The 18,805-nt window shown below is 35.6% G+C and carries 18 protein-coding genes; 10 read left to right on the top strand and 8 right to left on the bottom strand.

Annotated elements, in window-relative coordinates:
- The gene (gene hutG, locus BXY58_RS02710; protein WP_120212259.1) at positions 1–915 is read left to right on the top strand and encodes a formimidoylglutamase; all 915 of its coding nucleotides are present in this window, start codon (positions 1–3) and stop codon (positions 913–915) included.
- A gap of 3 nt (positions 916–918) precedes the next feature.
- Positions 919–1,542, top strand: a complete 624-nt coding sequence (locus BXY58_RS02715; protein ID WP_120212260.1) for an HAD family hydrolase — start codon at positions 919–921, stop codon at positions 1,540–1,542.
- A gap of 57 nt (positions 1,543–1,599) precedes the next feature.
- Here the strand turns inward: BXY58_RS02715 and BXY58_RS02720 are convergent, their stop codons facing one another.
- A complete protein-coding gene (locus tag BXY58_RS02720; RefSeq protein WP_120212261.1) occupies positions 1,600–2,166 on the bottom strand; it encodes a DUF2911 domain-containing protein in 567 nt (188 codons plus the stop codon).
- A complete protein-coding gene (locus BXY58_RS02725) occupies positions 2,166–3,323 on the bottom strand; it encodes a methionine aminotransferase (RefSeq protein ID WP_120212526.1) in 1,158 nt (385 codons plus the stop codon). Before BXY58_RS02725 ends, BXY58_RS02720 begins: the two co-directional genes overlap by 1 nt.
- 191 nt (positions 3,324–3,514) lie before the next feature.
- On the opposite strand from BXY58_RS02725, the gene miaA reads away from it, so the two are divergent.
- Positions 3,515–4,420 (top strand): tRNA (adenosine(37)-N6)-dimethylallyltransferase MiaA, encoded by a 906-nt coding sequence (gene miaA / locus BXY58_RS02730; protein WP_185140457.1) that lies wholly within the window; start codon positions 3,515–3,517, stop codon positions 4,418–4,420.
- Between the two features lie 79 nt (positions 4,421–4,499).
- Entirely contained in the window at positions 4,500–5,057 is a 558-nt protein-coding gene (locus BXY58_RS02735) for a thioredoxin family protein (protein WP_120212262.1), read from the top strand.
- A gap of 70 nt (positions 5,058–5,127) precedes the next feature.
- On the opposite strand, the gene BXY58_RS02740 is transcribed toward BXY58_RS02735, so the two are convergent.
- Genes BXY58_RS02740 through BXY58_RS02755 form a run of 4 tightly spaced genes read right to left on the bottom strand, consistent with a single transcriptional unit; the run spans position 5,128 to position 7,836 of the window.
- Positions 5,128–5,640, bottom strand: a complete 513-nt coding sequence (locus BXY58_RS02740; protein WP_120212263.1) for an NUDIX hydrolase — start codon at positions 5,638–5,640, stop codon at positions 5,128–5,130.
- 20 nt (positions 5,641–5,660) lie between these two features.
- Positions 5,661–6,575, bottom strand: a complete 915-nt coding sequence (gene xerD / locus BXY58_RS02745) for a site-specific tyrosine recombinase XerD (protein WP_120212264.1) — start codon at positions 6,573–6,575, stop codon at positions 5,661–5,663.
- Between the two features lie 49 nt (positions 6,576–6,624).
- Complete coding sequence (locus tag BXY58_RS02750) at positions 6,625–7,059, bottom strand: deoxycytidylate deaminase (RefSeq protein WP_120212265.1); 435 nt, start codon at positions 7,057–7,059, stop codon at positions 6,625–6,627.
- A gap of 9 nt (positions 7,060–7,068) precedes the next feature.
- Positions 7,069–7,836: an enoyl-CoA hydratase/isomerase family protein gene (locus BXY58_RS02755; RefSeq protein ID WP_120212266.1), complete on the bottom strand. Its 768-nt coding sequence runs from the start codon at positions 7,834–7,836 to the stop codon at positions 7,069–7,071.
- Positions 7,837–7,967: 131 nt separating this feature from the next.
- On the opposite strand from BXY58_RS02755, the gene BXY58_RS02760 reads away from it, so the two are divergent.
- The 6 genes from BXY58_RS02760 (at position 7,968) to ctlX (ending at position 13,806) form a co-directional block, all read left to right on the top strand.
- Positions 7,968–8,366, top strand: coding sequence for a septal ring lytic transglycosylase RlpA family protein (locus BXY58_RS02760; protein WP_120212267.1), 399 nt, complete (start codon positions 7,968–7,970; stop codon positions 8,364–8,366).
- 124 nt (positions 8,367–8,490) lie between these two features.
- Complete coding sequence (gene eno / locus BXY58_RS02765; protein ID WP_120212268.1) at positions 8,491–9,783, top strand: phosphopyruvate hydratase; 1,293 nt, start codon at positions 8,491–8,493, stop codon at positions 9,781–9,783.
- 220 nt (positions 9,784–10,003) lie between these two features.
- Entirely contained in the window at positions 10,004–11,290 is a 1,287-nt protein-coding gene (locus BXY58_RS02770) for a citrate synthase (protein WP_120212269.1), read from the top strand.
- 171 nt (positions 11,291–11,461) lie between these two features.
- Complete coding sequence (locus BXY58_RS02775; RefSeq protein ID WP_120212270.1) at positions 11,462–12,376, top strand: dimethylarginine dimethylaminohydrolase family protein; 915 nt, start codon at positions 11,462–11,464, stop codon at positions 12,374–12,376.
- Positions 12,377–12,459: 83 nt separating this feature from the next.
- Positions 12,460–12,849 (top strand): four helix bundle protein, encoded by a 390-nt coding sequence (locus BXY58_RS02780; protein WP_120212271.1) that lies wholly within the window; start codon positions 12,460–12,462, stop codon positions 12,847–12,849.
- A gap of 39 nt (positions 12,850–12,888) precedes the next feature.
- Positions 12,889–13,806 (top strand): citrulline utilization hydrolase CtlX, encoded by a 918-nt coding sequence (gene ctlX / locus BXY58_RS02785; RefSeq protein WP_120212272.1) that lies wholly within the window; start codon positions 12,889–12,891, stop codon positions 13,804–13,806.
- A gap of 88 nt (positions 13,807–13,894) precedes the next feature.
- Here ctlX and BXY58_RS02790 read toward each other — a convergent pair whose 3' ends face one another.
- Together BXY58_RS02790 and BXY58_RS02795 are read right to left on the bottom strand one after the other, a co-directional pair.
- Complete coding sequence (locus tag BXY58_RS02790) at positions 13,895–16,180, bottom strand: TonB-dependent receptor domain-containing protein (protein ID WP_120212273.1); 2,286 nt, start codon at positions 16,178–16,180, stop codon at positions 13,895–13,897.
- A 63-nt stretch (positions 16,181–16,243) separates the two neighbouring features.
- The gene (locus tag BXY58_RS02795) at positions 16,244–18,502 is read right to left on the bottom strand and encodes an outer membrane beta-barrel family protein (RefSeq protein WP_120212274.1); all 2,259 of its coding nucleotides are present in this window, start codon (positions 18,500–18,502) and stop codon (positions 16,244–16,246) included.
- Between the last annotated feature and the right edge of the window lie 303 nt (positions 18,503–18,805).

The raw sequence follows: 18,805 nt of genomic DNA on the forward strand, positions 1-18,805 counted from the left end.
ATGAAAATTTGGACTGGCCGCTTTGATGGCGAAGAAGAATCTTACCACAGGATTTTTCAAAGAGTTTCAACAGATTCTGATTATGAAAATATTAAACCTAATGATTTCGTTTTACACGGTTTTGCAGTGGATGAAGGCGTGAAACGTAACAAAGGTAGAGTAGGAGCTCAGGATGCACCAGATTTGATCAGAAAGAATATGTCCAATTTTCCTGTTGTTAGTTCTGAGTTTTCTCTGAAAGATTTCGGAAATATCAAATGTGAAAATAATGATCTTGAAGCTGTACAAAATTTATTAGCAGATAAAGTTTCGAAAGTGTTATTAAAACAAGGAAAATCTGTTGTTTTAGGTGGTGGACACGAAGTTACTTTTGCGCATTATTCCGGAATCAGAAAAGCTTTTCCCAATCAAAAAATCGGAATTATTAATTTTGATGCTCATTTTGATAACCGAGAACCGGAAAATGGATTGGCAACTTCTGGAACTGGATTTTGGCAAATCGCTCAGGAAGGCGAGATTCACTCTTTACATATAGGAATTCAGAAAAATAGTAACACCAGAAAGTTGTTCGAAATTGCGGATGATTTTGGGATGAAATATATTCTTGCTGACGAAATCTACTCCGAAAATATTCCGAATCTGATGTTTACAATTAATTCATTTTTGGAAGATGTGGACATTGTTTACGTCACCGTTTGTATGGATGTTTTCAATGCATCCATTGCGCCTGGAGTCAGTGCGCCTGCTTATAACGGAATTTTTGCCGGCCGTCAATTTATGCAGATTTACCGTCATATTTTATCTTCAGAAAAAATAAAAGCGCTAGATGTTTCAGAAGTGAATCCAAACTTTGATATCCAGGAAAGAACTGCAAGATTAGCAGCGAGTTTGGTGAACGAATGGTTTATGTTTTAGGTAATGAAAAGAGACAGTATTATTTTTGACTTGGACGGAACACTGTGGAATGCTTCGGAAACTGTGGTCAAAGCTTTTAATAATAGCATTCAGGAAGTTGGGTTCGATATCCGGATTACATCTCAGACTGTGAGAGATTTTTCCGGGATGAAAATGGATGATATTTTTGCACAACATTTCAGTTTTGTTCCAAAAGAAAAGCTGAAAGAATTTGAGGCAATTTATGCTCAGAAAGAAAGTCAATATCTCAAAGAGTTCGGCGGCGAATTATTTCCAAAAGTCAGGGAAACATTAGAAAAACTAACAAAGCATTACAGACTTTTCATTGTCAGCAACTGTATGAAGGGTTACATTGAGAACTTCATCGGTTTTTTTAGTTTTGAAGATCTGTTTGAGGATTTCGAATGTTTTGGCAACGACGGTTTCCCAAAGGACAAGAACATCAGGCTCATCGTGGAACGAAATAACCTGCAAAATCCTGTTTATGTTGGCGATACCATTTGGGACAAAGAATCTTCTGAAAAAGCTGGCGTTGATTTTATCTATGCCGCTTATGGTTTTGGAAAAATCGAAAATCCAAAAATTCAGATTCAAAGTTTTGAAGATTTGTTGACTTTAGAGTTTTAAAAACAAAAAAGCCTTATCAAATTTTGACAAGGCTTTAATTATTACAAATCTTTGAGATTATTTAAAAACAATCGGGAATTTAACCTGCGTATTATCCCAACCAGCGTACAAATCTGCTCCGGATTTTGTCTGTACAAACGTCACAGAAAAATATTCGATTGGAGAAGCTGTTTTCTCAACCGGAACATTAAATCTCACAACATCTTTACTTTTGTCGTAGAAATATGCACCCCATTTATCGGTTTCAGAATTTAAAACAATCGTCCATTCTTTTTCAAACGGAATGGCGAAAATACTGTAAGTTCCTGCAGGAATTTCTTTTCCACCAATTGTCACTGGCGTGTAAAATTTGATTTCAGAATTTTCATTTGCGCCAAATCTCCAGATTTCTCCATACTTAATAAGGTTTCCAAAAACTACTCTGTTTTTTTTCTGCGGACGAGAGTATTCTAACTTTACTTTTGGGGTTTCCGTTTTTGATGAAGTCACTTGAAGTGGGTAATAAACCGCATCCATTGGACTTACGTCAACTGACATATAATTCAGTTTTGTTGGGTCAATTTTCGCTTGAGAAAATGCGCTAACTCCTATTAACAAAGAAGTGGCGATGATTAGGTTTTTCATTATATTTTAATTTTTAATAACTTTTCTATGGCTTTGTCTAGTGTTTCCTGTTCCTTGGCAAAACAAAAACGAATGACTTTTTCATCGGTTTTATCCTTGTAAAATGCAGAAAACGGGATGGTTGCAATTTTATATTCTTTGGTTAACCAGTAGCAAAAATCCTTGTCTTGCTTATCAGAAATTGCGCCAAAATTAGCAGATAAAAAATAAGTTCCTTCGCAATCCAATAATTGGAAAGGTGTTTCTTTCAAAGCATTTTTAAGATAATCTCTTTTGGTTTGGAAAAATGTTGAGATGGATTTGAAATCATCCACATTTTGCAAATATTTAGAAATTGCAAATTGTGCCGGCGTATTCACACAAAACACATTGAACTGGTGAACTTTTCTGAATTCAGTCATCAAATCCGATGGTGCACAAACATAACCGATTTTCCAGCCTGTGATGTGCAATAACTTCCCGAAAGATCCAACGACGAAAGTTCTTTCTTTCAGTTCAGGATATTTGGCTAATGTCAGATGAGTTTTTTCATCGAAAATAATGCTTTCATAGACTTCATCGCTCAAAATAATGATATCCGTATTTTTTACAATCGAAATTAGTTCATCAATATCTTTTTGCTTAAAGATTTTTCCGGAAGGATTATTCGGGTTGTTGATAATCATCATCTTGGTTTTTTCGGAAACCAGATTTTTGACTTCGTCCCAATTGATTTCGTAATCGGGATAAAGCATTTTGACGTTTTTCAGGACTCCACCATTCAGGATAATTGCAGGTTCGTAACAATCGTAAGCCGGTTCAAAAATAATAACTTCATCACCTTTTCCCACAAATGCAGAGATAATAGTGAAAATTCCCTGAGTTGCTCCAGCTGTTATATTGATTTCCGAATCGGGATGATAATCCACTTGATATTGAGCATTGAATTTCCTTGAAATTTCTTCTCGTAATTCTTTGATTCCAGACAAAGGCGCATATTGATTGTGTCCTTGTTTTGCAAAATCTCCGAGATATTGGATTAAATTTTCATCAGGCTGATAATCCGGAAATCCCTGAGAAAGATTGACTGCACCTTCCTGTTGTGCCAATAAGCTCATCTCTGTGAAAATCGTCGTTTTCACATCAGGAAGTTTGGAGTTTGATAATCTGAATGACATTCTGACTGTAAAAATAACGAATAATTCCAGAATTGTATCTGCATTTAAACGCAAAGGCCCAAAATTTTTTAGTTTAAAGATCCTCCTAAGCCGCAAAATCAAAATCTCCGATTTATCTGGGCCTTTAAAATTTGTTTGAAAAAAACCTTTTGTGGCTTTGTGATTCAAAATTGTAAATTTGCAAAAATTTTTTGTTGAAACGTCTCATCTCCATTATCGGCAGCACAGGAATCGGGAAAACCCGATTGTCCATCGATTTGGCAAAACATCTCGATACGGAAATTATTTCCTGTGATTCTCGCCAATTTTATAAGGAAATGAGAATTGGAACAGCGATGCCAACTGATGAAGAATTAGCGGAAGCCAGACATCATTTTGTGGCTAATCTTAGTGTCAAAGATTATTATTCAATCGGACAATATGAAGTTGATGCGTTGAAAAAACTTGATGAAATTTTTGCCGAAAAAGATATTGCCATAATGGTTGGCGGTAGCGGGATGTACGAAAAAGCAGTTGTGGAAGGAATGAATAACTTGCCCGAAGCTAATGCAGAAAATCAACAAAAATTATTATCACTTTGGGAAAATGATGGCTTGGAAGCTTTGCAAAAATTGCTTGAAGAATTAGATCCTAATTATTTTTCAATTGTAGATAAAGACAATCCTAGGCGTTTATTACGAGCTATCGATATCATTTGGCAAACCGGAAAAACCTACACCGAAAATCTTAGTTCACCAAAAGAAAAAAGAAGTTTTGAAACCATTAGAATAGGAATTGATGCGCCGAGAGAAGTAATTTATGAAAGAATCAATCTTCGTGTTGATAAAATGATAGAGAACGGATTGTTGGAAGAAGCAAGAGGTTTGATTACTGACAGAGATAAAGTGGCTCTGCAAACGGTTGGCTATTCAGAATTGTTTCGATATTTTGATGGAGAATGGAACTTGGATTTCGCCATTGATGAAATCAAGAAAAATTCCCGACGTTACGCCAAGCGACAAATCACGTGGAACAAAAAGCTGGAAAATGTAAATTGGCTCAACTATGATAATTCTATGCAAGAAGCCTTATCTTTGTTATCAAATTTACCAATGTGATAATTTACCAATTTACCAATCGGATTTTTTAAAATGGTAAATTGATACACTTTTATATTGTTATATTAAATAAATTATTATGTCAAACACACCTTCTAATATGCTGGCTTTAGGAACAAAAGCTCCGGATTTTAAACTTCCTAATCCTTCAAAAAATAATGAATTACAAAGCCTTGAATCCTTAAAAGGAAAGAAAGGAACTTTGGTTGTTTTTATGTGTAACCATTGTCCGTTTGTGCTTCACATCATCGATAAATTGGAAGAATTGTATGAAGATTATAAACCTCAGGGCATTGAATTTATCGGGATTAATTCTAACGATGTTGATAGATATCCTGCGGATTCTCCGGAGATGATGGTTGATTTTGTAGATGAAAGAGGTATCAAATTTCCTTATTTATACGATGAATCTCAAGATGTCGCAAAAGCTTTTGAAGCAGCTTGCACGCCGGATTTTTACTTTTTTGATGAAAATCTAAGTCTGATCTATCGTGGTCAAATGGATGATTCCCGACCAGGAAATCAAAAGGAAATTACAGGTGAAGATTTGATTGTCGCTTTTGAAAATCTTTTAGCCGGAGCAGAACAGGAAGAATTCCAAAGACCGAGTTTAGGTTGCAATATCAAATGGAAATAAAATCGAAACTCCGGAAAATTACTTTCCGGAGTTTCTGTTTAACTAAAAAAACACTGTTCTGATGAGAACATTATTTTTGCAAATAGCTTTTTAAAAATTTCTTCTGAGATTCAAAAGCAATCTTATCCAAATCAAGCTCTGAAGCTTTTATCCAAATGGTTTCGGAGATTTCAGATTCTTCTAATTGGATTTCAAATTTTTCCTCAACTTCATATAGATAGAACAAATCCAAAGTATTGTAATCAATATTTTTATAAGGATAGATGTTCGGCTGACTTCCGAGATATTTAAATTCTTGCGGATTGATTGTTAATCCGAGTTCTTCGTTCAATTCTCTGGTACAAGTTTCTTCAGATGTTTCTTTTGGGTCTGTGAAACCACCGGGCAAATCCCATTTTCCTTTTCCAGGTTCCTGATTTCGTACTGTGAAGAATAATTCATCTTTATGTTTGATAATTACCGCAACAGCTGCAGCTGTATTGTGATATAAAACAAAATCACAATTGCTGCAACTCCATTTGGTAATGTGATTCCATAACAGTTTTTCCTGACCGCATTTTGGGCAGAATCTTAAATTTTCCATTGGATAAATTTAAGAAAAAACTAAGACGCTATGTTTCTATTTCTTGGGTGAAAATTTAAAATCACATCTCTCAATTCCTCAGTTTTCAGATGTGTGTAAACTTGTGTTGTCGTAATGCTGCTGTGTCCCAACATCTCTTGGATAAACCTCAAATCTGCACCATTTTGTAGCAAATGCGTTGCAAAAGAATGTCTGAATGTGTGCGGAGAAATGCTCTTGTTGATTCCTGCTTTCTGAGTCAATTCTTTGATGATAATGAAAACAATCACTCTCGACATATTAGTCCCTCTACTGTTCAGGAAAAGGATATCTTCATGTTTTTTATTGATTTTGCTCTTGCTCCTTACAGTCTGTATGTAATCCTTGATAAATTCTGCCGTGGATCGGGCTAAAGGGACTAATCTCGTCTTTTCGCCTTTACCTTCTACAATGATAAAGTTCTCTTTGAAATTAATGTTAGAGATTTTAAGATCCACTAACTCAGATACGCGGAGACCACAACCGTAAAGCACCTCTAAAATACATTGGTTTCTTTTTCCAATATCTGTATTAGAATCGATGCAGTTGATGATCCTGTTGATGTCTTCTTCGCTTAATGTATCAGGTAAGTAAAGGCCTAATTTTGGGCCTTCCAAAAGCGTTGCAGGATTATCTGTCCTATATTCTTCTTCCAGAAGAAACTTGAAAAAAGCTTTGATAGAAGATATACCTCTGGCCTGTGACCTTTCACTTATTTTCTTTTTGGAAAGCTGATAGATAAATTCCTGAAGGTTTTCGTAGGTGATGTTCTGAGGAGAAACATTTTCAAGTTCGGTTGTAGCAAAGCTTTCTAGCTTTTTGATATCTCTGATATACGCATCAAGTGTATTGTCGGAGAAACTTTTCTCAAATTTTAGAAAATTTGAGAAATCTGTAATTTTTTCGGACCAATTCATATTTGTGTTTTTTTATTTGTTTTTGTTTTGTAAAATAATTTTTACTTTTTCATATATGATTATATAATTCTTGTTCTGTAATGTTTAAAATCTCAATTCCTGCGTTTTTTAAAAATTCTAATCCACTGTCATCAGAATAGCCGGTCATATAAACCACTTTTTCGATCCCGGATTGTAATATCAATTTACTGCACTCTTTACACGGAGACATCGTTATATATAACGTTGCACCTTTGCAAGATTGTGTGCTGCTGGCTATTTTAAGTATAGCATTGGCTTCTGCGTGAAGTACGAACCAATTGGTTTTTCCTTCCTCATCTTCACAATTATTCTCGAAGCCAGAAGGTGTTCCGTTGTATCCATCAGAAATTATCATTCTGTCTTTTACGATTAGCGCACCTACTTTTTTTCTCTTACAATAAGACAGATTTGCCCATTCGGACGCCATCTTAAGATAAGCAATATCGAATTTGTTATAATTCATTACTCCAATTTAGCTGAAGGCAGGCTTTCTCTTTTCCAGAAAAGCTGAAACACCTTCTTTAAAATCCTCTCCTGAAAATAATTCTCCAAAAGAATCAATCTCAGTTTCCATTCCATTGTCTTTGTCACTTGCATTCACCGCTTTTATCGCTTTTGTAATGCCTAATGGCGAATTTTTCACAATCTGCTCCGCTAATTCCTGAGTTTTTGCTAGCAATTCTTCCAAAGAAAAAACTTCATTCACCAAACCAATAGATTTGGCTTTTTCAGCAGTAATCATTTTTGCTGAGAAAATCATCTCATTAGCCAAGCCTTTTCCTACCAGTTTTGGCAATCTTTGTGTTCCTCCATAACCAGGAATCAATCCTAAAGTAACTTCCGGTAAACCTAATTTTGCATTTTCCGAAGCGTATCGTATGTGGCAGGATAACGCCAGTTCCAATCCTCCGCCTAAAGCAAAACCATTGATTGCAGCAATCACAGGCTTGTTCAAATCTTCTATTTTTTGAAAAACAGAATGTCCCCTTTCTGATAGTTCTTTCGCTTTTTCTGAACTATAAGCAGAAAATTCTTTGATATCTGCACCAGCCACGAAAGATTTTTCTCCGCTTCCTGTAACGATAACACAGTTTACATTTTTATCAAAAGCCAAACTATCAAACACATTTTCCAAATCATTAAAAACCTGAGCATTCAAAGCGTTTAAGCTTTCCGGTCTGTTGATGGTTACAACTGCAATTTTTCTGTCTATCGTTAATTTTATACTTTCGTAACTCATTTCAAAAGAAGATTTGATTAATTCTAAAATGATTTAGAAATCTAATTTAGAAATTCCTGCAATATAAACAAAATATTAATGAATAATTAACATTTATATTTTTCACTTATTAACCTTTGTAAATTATAATAATGAAAACTTTTTACAGAATATCCCAATATGTCTTTAAAATATACATTTTGTTACTGATGGTATTCGTAATTTCTTGCGGAAGTCGAAATTCATCCAATGGAGGTTCTGGTTACAAATCCACATCTGTATCTTATTATGCTAATAAATTTGATGGTAAAAAGACGGCAAGTGGCGAAACTTACAGACATTCTAAAATGACGGGCGCTCACAAATCACTTTCATTCGGAACACGGGTAGAAATTGTAAATGTTGAGAAAAACAAATCGGTTATCATTACTGTCAATGACAGAGGTCCGCTGAAACCTTCCCGCGAATTTGATATCAGTCAAGGTGCATTCCGGCGCATTGCCAACCTTAATGACGGCATCGTAAAAGTGAAATACAGAATTCTCAAATAAAATAATTTTACTTAAAAATCATTGTTAAAAAATGATTCATCACATAATATTTTAAATTTCTTAAATTTGCAATGCTTTTGAAAAAGCGACAAAATAAAAATCTTAAATAAATAACATCAAGACAATGAGTTACATTTCATTTATCGAAGCAAGACAGATTTTAGATTCCAGAGGGAATCCGACAATAGAAGTAGATGTTTTCACGGAAAGTGGAGCAATGGGACGTGCAGCGGTGCCTTCCGGTGCTTCTACAGGTGAACACGAAGCGGTAGAACTGAGAGACGGTGCGCCGGAATTCTTAGGAAAAGGTGTTTTGAAAGCGGTAGAAAATGTGAAAGAAGTGATTGCTCCGGAATTGATTGGATTGCCAGTTTTCGAACAAAATCTTATCGATGCTGTGATGATTGACCTTGATGGAACTTCTAATAAAGGAAAATTAGGTGCTAACGCAATTCTAGGTGTTTCTTTGGCGGTTGCAAAAGCTGCTGCTGCTGAATTGAGAATGCCTCTTTATAAATATGTGGGTGGTGTAAACGCTAATACACTTCCTGTTCCGATGATGAATGTTATCAACGGTGGTTCTCACTCAGATGCGCCAATCGCTTTCCAGGAATTTATGGTGATGCCGGTAAAAGCAGATTCTTTCTCTCACGCTTTGAGAAAAGGAACTGAGATTTTCCACAGCTTAAAATCTATTCTTCACGGAAGAGGTTTGTCTACAGCCGTAGGTGACGAAGGTGGATTTGCTCCAACTTTCACAGGAACAGAAGATGCTTTGGATACTTTGCTACAAGCTATCGAAAAAGCAGGTTACAAACCTGGTGATGATGTAATGATTGCTTTGGATTGTGCCGCTTCAGAATTCTATAAAGATGGTGTTTACGATTACAGAAAATTCCAAACTCCGGATGCGCCAGTATTCTCAAGCAGCGAACAAGTTTCTTACCTAGCTGAATTGGCTAACAAATATCCAATTATCTCTATCGAAGATGGTATGCAGGAAAATGACTGGGCTGGTTGGAAAGAATTGACAGATAAAATCGGAGACAGAGTTCAATTGGTTGGAGACGATTTATTTGTAACTAATGTTGAAAGATTGGCTAGAGGTATCAAAGAAAATACAGCTAACTCAATCCTTGTAAAAGTTAACCAAATCGGTTCTCTATCTGAAACAATGGCAGCTGTACAAATGGCTCAACAAAACAGATATACAACAGTAATGTCTCACAGATCTGGTGAAACAGAAGATGCTACAATTGCTGATTTGGCAGTGGCACAAAACTGTGGACAAATCAAAACTGGTTCTGCTTCTAGATCTGATAGAATGGCGAAGTATAACCAATTGTTGAGAATTGAAGAAGCTCTTGGAGAAACGGCGATTTTCCCTGGTTTGGATGCATTCAAAATCAAAAGATAAGATTTAACAAAAATTTATAATTTAAAGCATTTGGAATTTTCCAGATGCTTTTTGTTTTTTATTTAATTGAAATTCAATTTGTTAATTATTTGATTTTTTCATAAATAATTATTTTTTTTATTCAATTATTGATATTAACAGAATCGATGGTGAGATATGACTTTTGTCAGTTGAGCATTAAGATTGAAAGTATTATATTTAGCAAATAAATTTTTTTAAAATGTCAGATAATAAAGTTATATTAAATTACGACGGGAAAAGCTTTGAATATCCAATCGTAGATAGTACTATCGGAGACAGAGGAATTGATATTTCCAAACTGAGAGACCAAACAGGTTTGATTACTATGGATCTTGGTTATAAAAACACAGGTGCTACAATCAGTGAAATTACATACTTAGATGGTGATCAGGGTGAATTGTTCTACAGAGGTTATCCAATAGAGCAGATTGCTGAGAAATCCAATTTTACGGAGGTAATGTATCTTTTACTTCACGGAGAATTACCAACAACAGAGCAGTTTAATACCTTCAACGGTAACATCAAAAAATATAACTTCGTAGCAGAGGAGATGAAGAAAATCATTGATGCTTTTCCTCGTTCTGCCCACCCAATGGGCGTTTTGTCTACGCTTACTTCTGCGTTGACGGCCTTTAACCCTAAAGCGGTTAATGTTCAGTCAAAAGAAGAAATGGACCTTGCTGCTGAATTGCTGATTGCTAAATTTGCTCATCTTGCGGCTTGGACTTACAGAAAAACGCTTGGTTTACCATTAAATCACGGAGATAATAGCTTAAATTATGTAGAGAATTTCTACAAAATGGCCTTCAGACTACCAAACGAAGAGTTTGAAATCAATCCGGTTGTAACGGCTGCTTTAGATAAATTGTTAATCCTTCACGCTGACCACGAGCAAAACTGTTCTACATCTACTGTAAGAATGGTAGGTTCTGCTCACACAGGTCTTTTTGCTTCGGTTTCAGCAGGTATTTCTGCACTTTGGGGACCACTTCACGGTGGAGCAAACCAAGCGGTTATCGAGATGTTGGAAATGATTGAAAAAGATGGCGGCGATGTTTCTAAATATGTTGCTAAAGCCAAAGATAAGAACGATAGTTTCCGTCTAATGGGCTTCGGACATAGAGTTTACAAAAACTTCGACCCAAGAGCTAAAATTATTAAGAAGGCGGCTGACGATTTGTTAGAAGCATTAGGAATCCAGGACAAAGCTTTGGACATTGCAATGCAGTTGGAAAAAGTAGCTTTGGAAGACGATTACTTCATCGAAAGAAAATTATATCCAAACGTAGATTTCTATTCAGGTATCATCTACAGAGCGTTGGGAATTCCAACAGAAATGTTCACCGTAATGTTCGCATTAGGAAGATTACCGGGATGGATCGCTCAGTGGAAAGAAATGAGACTGAAAGGAGATCCGATCGGAAGACCAAGACAGGTTTACCAAGGAGCTCAAAAAAGAGATTATGTAGATATCAAGAACAGATAAGATATTTAATGAAAATTAATAATCCCCGGAATGTAAGTTTTGGGGATTGTTTTTTTATAATAATTAGAATTGAAAAATTAAAATTTGAACATTAAATATATCAACAGATATTATTACTGAATTAGCCTTTATTGCCGAGCTTTATTTATATTTGCTCAATTCTCAGAATTTATGAATCTTAATATCAAAAACGAAACAGGAAGACTGAAATCTGTAGTTTTAGGACAACCAAAATCCAATGGACCAGTTCCTACGCTTGCAGAGAGTTATGATGCAAAATCTTACAACACGATTGAAAATAATATCTACCCAACAGAAGAAGCTATTGTTTTCGAGATGACAGAGTTCGAAAAAGTGTTGAAGAAATATGATGTTGAGGTTTTTCGTCCGAAAATTATCAAAGATTACAATCAGGTTTTTGCCCGCGATGTAGCTTTTGTGATAGAGGACAAAATGATTATTTCCAACATCATTCCTGACAGAGCCGATGAACAGGAAGCTTACCGACATATCATTGACAAGGTTTCCTGGAGGAATGTCATCAATCTTCCGGAAAAAGCACATATCGAGGGGGGCGACGTCATCGTTTGGGATGAGTTTCTTTTCATTGGAACAAGCTATAGCCCGGATTACCGGAATCTGAAAACTGCCAGAACCAACGAATATGCGATTGAAATCCTGAAAGAATATTTCCCCAAAAAGAGAATCATCGACCTCGATTTGAAGAAAAATGATACCAAACCTTATGAAGGAATATTACATTTGGATTGCACTTTCAACCCGATTGGCGAAGATAAATGTGTGATTTACAAAAATGGATTTGTGGATGAGGATGACTATCAATTGGTGATAGATATTTTTGGCGAAGAAAATTGTTTCAATATCAATGACGAAGAAATGTTCCAAATGTTCCCGAATGTTTTCTCAATTGCGCCAGATGTAGTCGTTTCCGACAAAGCTTTCACCAGAATGAATGACCATTTCCGAAACGAATGGGGAATTACTGTAGAAGAAATTCCTTACCGCGAGATTTCTAAAATGGGTGGATTGTTGAGATGTTCGACGCTTCCGCTGGTTAGAGAGTAGGAGGGTTTGAGAGTTTTAGAGTAGAAGGGTTTTTATGGTTGAGAGTTATTTGAGATTTTGTATTTTAGTTTAAAATACAAAAGATGTCAACAATTAAATTTCATCAAGATTTGAAAGTTTTTCAAAAGTCCTTTGATGTTGCAATGCAAATATTTGAACTCTCAAAAACATTTCCAAAAGAAGAAACATATTCTCTCAAAGACCAAATCAGACGTTCTTCTCGGTCGGTTTCTGCAAATATTAGCGAAGCTTGGGGGAGACGGAAGTATGAAAAATCATTTGTCGCAAAGCTGACAGATTCTGAAGGCGAACCAAGAGAAACTCAAACTTGGCTTCAGTTTTCATTGGCTTGTGATTACATAAATGAAGAACAATTTAATAATTTGAACAATCAATATAATGAAGTAATTGGGATGTTAGTAACTATGATGAGTCAATCCAATAAATGGTGCTCATTCCCATCAGAAAAATAACTCTCCAATTCTCTCATTCTAAAACACTCAAACTTATAAATGCAGACTACAGATACAGTTTTGATGATAGAACCAGTTGCTTTTGGATTCAACGAGCAGACAGCGGTTAATAATTATTTTCAGGTTCAGCAAGAAGGAAATGTTCAGGATGAAGCTTTGAAAGAATTCAATTCTTTTGTTGAAAAACTAAGAGCAAAAGGCATCAATGTCATTACGATAAAAGATACGCTTGACCCAAAAACACCCGATTCAATTTTCCCAAATAATTGGGTAAGTTTTCATAGAGATGGAAAAGTGGTTCTATACCCGATGTTTGCTGAAAACAGACGTTTGGAGAGACGTGAGGATATCATCAATCAAATTAAAGAACAATTTGGGGTGAAAGAAATCATCGATTATTCTGAAACTGAAAAAGACAACAAATTCCTGGAAGGAACAGGAAGTATGATTTTCGATCACGATAATAAGATTGCTTACGGTTCTGTTTCATTAAGATTGGATGAGGATTTATTCAGAAAATTCTGTAGTGAGTTTGGTTTTCAACCTGTGGTCTTTCATTCTTATCAGACGGCTGGCGAAGAAAGATTACCAATTTATCATACCAATGTAATGATGTGTGTTGCGGATAAATTCGTTGTGATTTGCTTGGATTGCATCGATGACGAACTGGAAAGAGAAAAAGTCATCGAAACAATTAAAAACTCAGGAAAAGAATTAATAGAAATTTCCGAAGACCAAATGCAAAACTTCGCCGGAAATATGCTTCAGGTTCAGAATAATTCTGGAGAGAAGTTTTTAGTAATGAGCCAAAGTGCGTACAATTCTTTGAATCAGGAACAAGTTGCGGCCATCAAAAGATATTGTGATATCATCTACTCCGATTTAGAAGTAATAGAAACCAACGGTGGCGGAAGTGCGAGATGTATGCTGGCTGAGGTTTTCTTGCCGAGGAAATAAAATCATTTAAATAGAAATAAAAATCCCGAAGACTTTCTTCGGGATTTCTTTTGAAAATAATGATTTGATAAGAAAAATATAATGTATGTTATCTGGTGCGGTTTTTTATGTCTTTGTCTGCGCTGCTGATATCCCGGATTTTCTGAACTTTTTTGTTCCCGAAATTATATGTAACGCTGAAGTTCAAACCTTGGTTATATTGATTCTGATTAATGTAATTAAAGTTGCCATTGTCCTGATAATCGGTAATCACGACTTTATTCGTTTTCAGAATATCATAGATTTCCAAAGCAAAAGTCCAGTCGTTCCAGACTTTTTTGATGTTGGCGTCCAGACTCATTAGTGATTTTAGTCTTCCTAATTCGATTTGCTGGTTGTCCACGTACCAATAGTTGACGCCTAAGAACCAGGTTTTGTTTTTGTCTAATCTCACAGTGTTATTGGTTTGAATCAATAAGCTGTTAGATTTGATTTTGTTGACATAATCCGGGAAAACATCGCCTGTGATCGGGTCTGTGTTCAGGAAACCGTTGTTCACATTTCGCTGCATTCCGATATTGAAATTAGAGGTCAGATATTGTTTGAAGAAAGACTTCTGCATCCCGATCATCGCGGACATCTCTTGCTTGTCTCCGAAGTTGGTTCTGATGTATCTTAGCTCTTTATAATTTATTCCATCTTTCACAATCTCTCTTTGTAAAGGTACTTGTGTAATCACATTTTTCGTAAATGAATGGTTGATGATCAGGAAATAAGAATTCTTAAACATATATGTAAACTCATTGGTGTAAACCGAAGATGCCTTCACAAAAGGGTTATTCTGAGTATAATTAACATCGGTCAGAATATTTTTAACAGGATTCAGTTCCCAGAAGCTTGGTCTTCTCATTCTGCTGGAAAAAGCGTAAGAGATGTTATTATTATCATTGATAGCATAATTAAGGCTTACATAAGGCAACAGATTATTATAATTTCTTTCAATATTTCTGAGAGATTCGTTTTTTGTATTGTCTGATTTACCGACACTATTCGTCATCTCGTATCTGCTACCTATTTTTCCTGAAAACTTGTCTGAAAATTTTTTTTCCAATGTCAGATAGACTCCGTAGATATTTTCGTCATATATAAAATGATTTGGATTTTCCTTTGGATTGTCGATTCTTACGCCGTTTTCGAACAGTTCGGCAGGATTACCGCTGGCATCAAAAACAGTTGTAGTGCTTTGCGTATCGTTGTCGGTTTTTGTTTTGTTAAAGTTTCCTCCAACCGAAACTGTGAAATCATTTTTAAATTTCTTGATATAATCGCCTAAGAAAGAAAAATTATTGATAACCTGAGGTGTGCTTTGTTTGATTTCAATGGTTGGATATTGACTTAAGTTTTGAAATATATCGGAGTCAAAAGTTTTGTTGTCCGCATTTTGAAAACGTTTGTAGTTGAGATAGGCTGCATTCAGATTTAATTTGCTTCCCAATGTATCAGTTTTCCATTCATAATTCAGGTTCAGGGAATTATTGTAAGAACGGGCATTTTCCAGGTTTTTAGTATAATTATATTTAGTAGGTAATGCTATACCTGCATCATTTTTTGAATTAATGGTATTGAATAAATTGGATGTAGAACCATAACTTCTGTTCGCCCAGGAATTCCAGGTCAAAGCAAGATTACTATTATCATTTAATTGATAATCGATATTCAGATAACCACCTAAGTTTTTGTTGGGATCGGTTACTCGTCCTTCCGACTGATTGCTGGCTTTATCATTCCCGTTTCTCAGGATATAATATTGCTCCTGGATGTTTTCGCTGGTATTAATATTCGCGCTGACTCCCAATTTATTTTTTCTGTAGTTGAGCGAAACACCGGCGTAAGTGGAGTTGTAATAGTTTTGTGAATTTCCCATTCTCATATTCCCGTTCAGTCCATCTGTCATTTTTTTCTTCAAAATGATGTTGATGATTCCGTCAGAAGATTCCACCTGATATTCACTTCCAGGTAAAGTAATTACTTCGATTTTCTGAATATTTTCTGCCGGCGTATTTTTCAAAAATTGGGTCAATGATTCAGCATCCATATTGGTTTTTCTACCGTTGATATAGATGACAGCGTTATTTTTTCCAATGATTTTCAACGTTTTGTCATCAGTCGAAGAAACCAGCGGCGTTTGCTTCAACAAACTGAATGCTGTATTGCCTTTTGCAACGGGCGAAGCAGCTACATCATAAACAAATCGGTCGCTTTGTTTCTTGAAAACCTGTTTGGTTAAAGTAACAGCTTCTATACTTTTTGTTTCAGCAGAATCTTTTTTAGGTGTTTCCTGAGCATAGATCAATCCTGAGAAAAATATGGCAGCGATGAGAGTCTTAGTTTTCATTTTGAGAGTTTTAGGGTTTGAGAGTTATAGAGTTGATTTGGTGTTTGAAAGTTGATTTTATGATTAAGTTCTGGAGCGGATCGCATCGTTAGCCGATTTCACTTCTCTTGCTTTTTTCAATTTTTGGTTTCCGAAGTTATAAGTCACATTGATATTGAATTCTCTTCTGTATTGGAAGCTTCTCACAGTGTTGTAACTTCCGTTACTTTGTATCGTTCTGACATCATCGATGTTCTGATTGAAAATATCATTTAATTCAACTAAGAATGTGAAATTCCCCATTATTTTTTTGATGTTCAAATCCAGGCTTTGTTGCGTATGAAGTTTTCCGATCTCCATTTCTCTTGTTGGCATCAGCCAGTAATTAACACCCAGGTACCAATCTTTTTTCGCAGACAATCTTATCATATTGTTCGCCTGGAAGAACGTGTTCAACGTTTTTACATCAATTGTATAAGGCTGCAATTCCTCTGTGTCTCCTGGGATTTGTTGTGAAGTTGGATCTTTCGTTACACTTCCTTTATAAATTGCATATTCGAAGTTGGCAGAATAGTTTGTTGTCCAGATATCGCCAAACCAGGCTTTGTTCATTCCCAGAGTCAATCCCAATTGTTTGTTGTTGCCGTAATTGGTTCTGATGTATCTAAGGAATTTGGTTGTGACTTTTATTAGATTTCCGTCCGCATCATATGTAGGATTTCCATTTTCGTCTCTTACAAGTTTGGTTTCAACACCTTGCAGAGGCAATTGTCCATAAGCGTTTTCTGCAAAATTGAAACTCAGGTTCGCATAGAACGCATTCTTATACATATAGTTGATTTCCTGATTATAATTCTTGGAAGCCTGCATAAAAGGATTGTTCTGAATATAATTATTTGGAGTAAAGTAAGTTCTGGAAGGATTCAGTTGTCCGAATCCAGGTCTTCTCACCCGGCTGGAAAAGCTGTATGTGATATTGTTATTGTCGTTGATGGCATAATTCAAAGTCGCATAAGGCAAAAGATTGTTATAATTTCTTTCAAAACCGATATCTGGTTTTCCAACAACATCGCCCGTACTCAAGGTTGCTTCGAATCTTGTTCCTACTTTTGCAGAGAATCTGTCAGAGAATTTTTTCTCGAAAGTCGCATAAGCGCCGATGATATTTTCTTTGTAAATGAAATGATTGGAAAGTGTGTTATTAGTCACAAATTGAGTTCCGTCAAAATCATTTTGTCTTGTATCGCTGTCTGTGTTGGTGTGATTATAACTTGTTCCTATTGCCAAAGTGCTTTCTTTTCGGAATTTCTTGATATAATCAATGTTCGCCGCATAGTTGTTGATGATTTGAGGAACGGCCTGCTGGAATGCGCTATATCTTCCGTCAGCTTTTAATGGGAACGATTCGCCCAGACTCACTTTATCTCTGTTGAACCACAGGTAAGAGATGTTAGAGGTCAATTTACTTCCGAGCGTGTCAGTTTTGATTTCATAATTCAGGTTGAAGTTATGATTTCTGGTCTGCGCATCTTCCTGGTTAACAGTTCTATTGGATAACACGCCGTTTTCAAAATTCGTCATATCCAAAACAGACCCGAAGCTCTTGTTGTAACGCATATTGTAGCTGAAACCTAGATTTTGTTTTTTATTGATTTCATAATCGATATTCACACTTCCACCGTAGTTTTTGTTCGGGTCGTCCATCGTTCCTAAAGAATTATTCTGGAAAGTATCGTTCCCGTTGGTCAGCGTATATTTTTCTCTTTCTCTCCAGCTTCCCATATTGAAGTTGGTGCTGAAAGACCATTTATTTTGTCTTGCGTTAAGTGCGATTCCGGACGAAGGGTTATTGTAAAAAGTCTGGCTGTTGCTCATTTTCAAAGTTCCGTTATAGCCATTCGTTTTGCTTTTTTTCATCACGATGTTGATGACACCTTCATTCGCTTCTACCTGGAACTCACTGCCCGGAACTGTTACCACTTCTATTCTCTGGATGTTTTCAGACGGTGTATTTTTCAGCATTTCGGTAATGGCTTCTGCATCCATCAGCGTTCTCTTACCATTGATGTAAAAAACAACATTAGATTTTCCCATTATTTTGAAAGTCTTCCCATCCGTGCTGGACAACATTGGTGTCTGCTGCAGAAGGTTGAAGGAATTGGTCCCTTTTGCAATAGGAGATGAAGCAACATCATAAACAAATCGATCAGATTTTTTTACAAAAACTTTCTTACTCAATTTCACTTCTTCTATCGTTTTTGTCTCTTCGGTTTTTTTCTGAGTCTGTTGCGCAGAAATCATTCCTGAGAAAAAAATTGCTGCAATTAGGATTTTGGCTTTCATAATACTTGGTTTTAGTAAAGTAGTTTGTAGTTTCTAATAATTTACATTGCAAAGATATGTATTAATTTAAGTATTATGCAATACAAAGTAGTAAATAAAATTTATTATTGATTTTAATTCATTGATTATCAATGTTAAAAATTTTATCAGATTTTATTAGTAAGACAACTGTTGATAAAGAATTGTTACATCAACAATCAAAAAAAAAATAAAAAAGCCTTTGTGTGATTTTACAAAGGCTTCTATAATCGGCAAATCAAAATGTCCAATAAATTAAAACAGAACGTCCAAAAATAAAAGCCT

The organism is Epilithonimonas arachidiradicis (genome assembly GCF_003610695.1).
GTDB classification, from domain to species: Bacteria; Bacteroidota; Bacteroidia; order Flavobacteriales; family Weeksellaceae; genus Epilithonimonas; species Epilithonimonas arachidiradicis.

Excerpts from the sequence above, each read along its gene's own strand:
- BXY58_RS02750 (WP_120212265.1), bottom strand. The coding sequence starts at position 7,059 with ATGAATTATAACAAATTCGATATTGCTTATCTTAAGATGGCGTCCGAA.
- ctlX (WP_120212272.1), top strand. The coding sequence starts at position 12,889 with ATGCAGACTACAGATACAGTTTTGATGATAGAACCAGTTGCTTTTGGA.
- BXY58_RS02720 (WP_120212261.1), bottom strand. The coding sequence starts at position 2,166 with ATGAAAAACCTAATCATCGCCACTTCTTTGTTAATAGGAGTTAGCGCA.
- BXY58_RS02740 (WP_120212263.1), bottom strand. The coding sequence starts at position 5,640 with ATGGAAAATTTAAGATTCTGCCCAAAATGCGGTCAGGAAAAACTGTTA.
- BXY58_RS02790 (WP_120212273.1), bottom strand. The coding sequence starts at position 16,180 with ATGAAAACTAAGACTCTCATCGCTGCCATATTTTTCTCAGGATTGATC.
- BXY58_RS02795 (WP_120212274.1), bottom strand. The coding sequence starts at position 18,502 with ATGAAAGCCAAAATCCTAATTGCAGCAATTTTTTTCTCAGGAATGATT.
- eno (WP_120212268.1), top strand. The coding sequence starts at position 8,491 with ATGAGTTACATTTCATTTATCGAAGCAAGACAGATTTTAGATTCCAGA.
- BXY58_RS02770 (WP_120212269.1), top strand. The coding sequence starts at position 10,004 with ATGTCAGATAATAAAGTTATATTAAATTACGACGGGAAAAGCTTTGAA.
- BXY58_RS02735 (WP_120212262.1), top strand. The coding sequence starts at position 4,500 with ATGTCAAACACACCTTCTAATATGCTGGCTTTAGGAACAAAAGCTCCG.
- BXY58_RS02715 (WP_120212260.1), top strand. The coding sequence starts at position 919 with ATGAAAAGAGACAGTATTATTTTTGACTTGGACGGAACACTGTGGAAT.
- BXY58_RS02780 (WP_120212271.1), top strand. The coding sequence starts at position 12,460 with ATGTCAACAATTAAATTTCATCAAGATTTGAAAGTTTTTCAAAAGTCC.
- xerD (WP_120212264.1), bottom strand. The coding sequence starts at position 6,575 with ATGAATTGGTCCGAAAAAATTACAGATTTCTCAAATTTTCTAAAATTT.
- BXY58_RS02775 (WP_120212270.1), top strand. The coding sequence starts at position 11,462 with ATGAATCTTAATATCAAAAACGAAACAGGAAGACTGAAATCTGTAGTT.
- BXY58_RS02755 (WP_120212266.1), bottom strand. The coding sequence starts at position 7,836 with ATGAGTTACGAAAGTATAAAATTAACGATAGACAGAAAAATTGCAGTT.
- hutG (WP_120212259.1), top strand. The coding sequence starts at position 1 with ATGAAAATTTGGACTGGCCGCTTTGATGGCGAAGAAGAATCTTACCAC.
- BXY58_RS02725 (WP_120212526.1), bottom strand. The coding sequence starts at position 3,323 with ATGTCATTCAGATTATCAAACTCCAAACTTCCTGATGTGAAAACGACG.
- BXY58_RS02760 (WP_120212267.1), top strand. The coding sequence starts at position 7,968 with ATGAAAACTTTTTACAGAATATCCCAATATGTCTTTAAAATATACATT.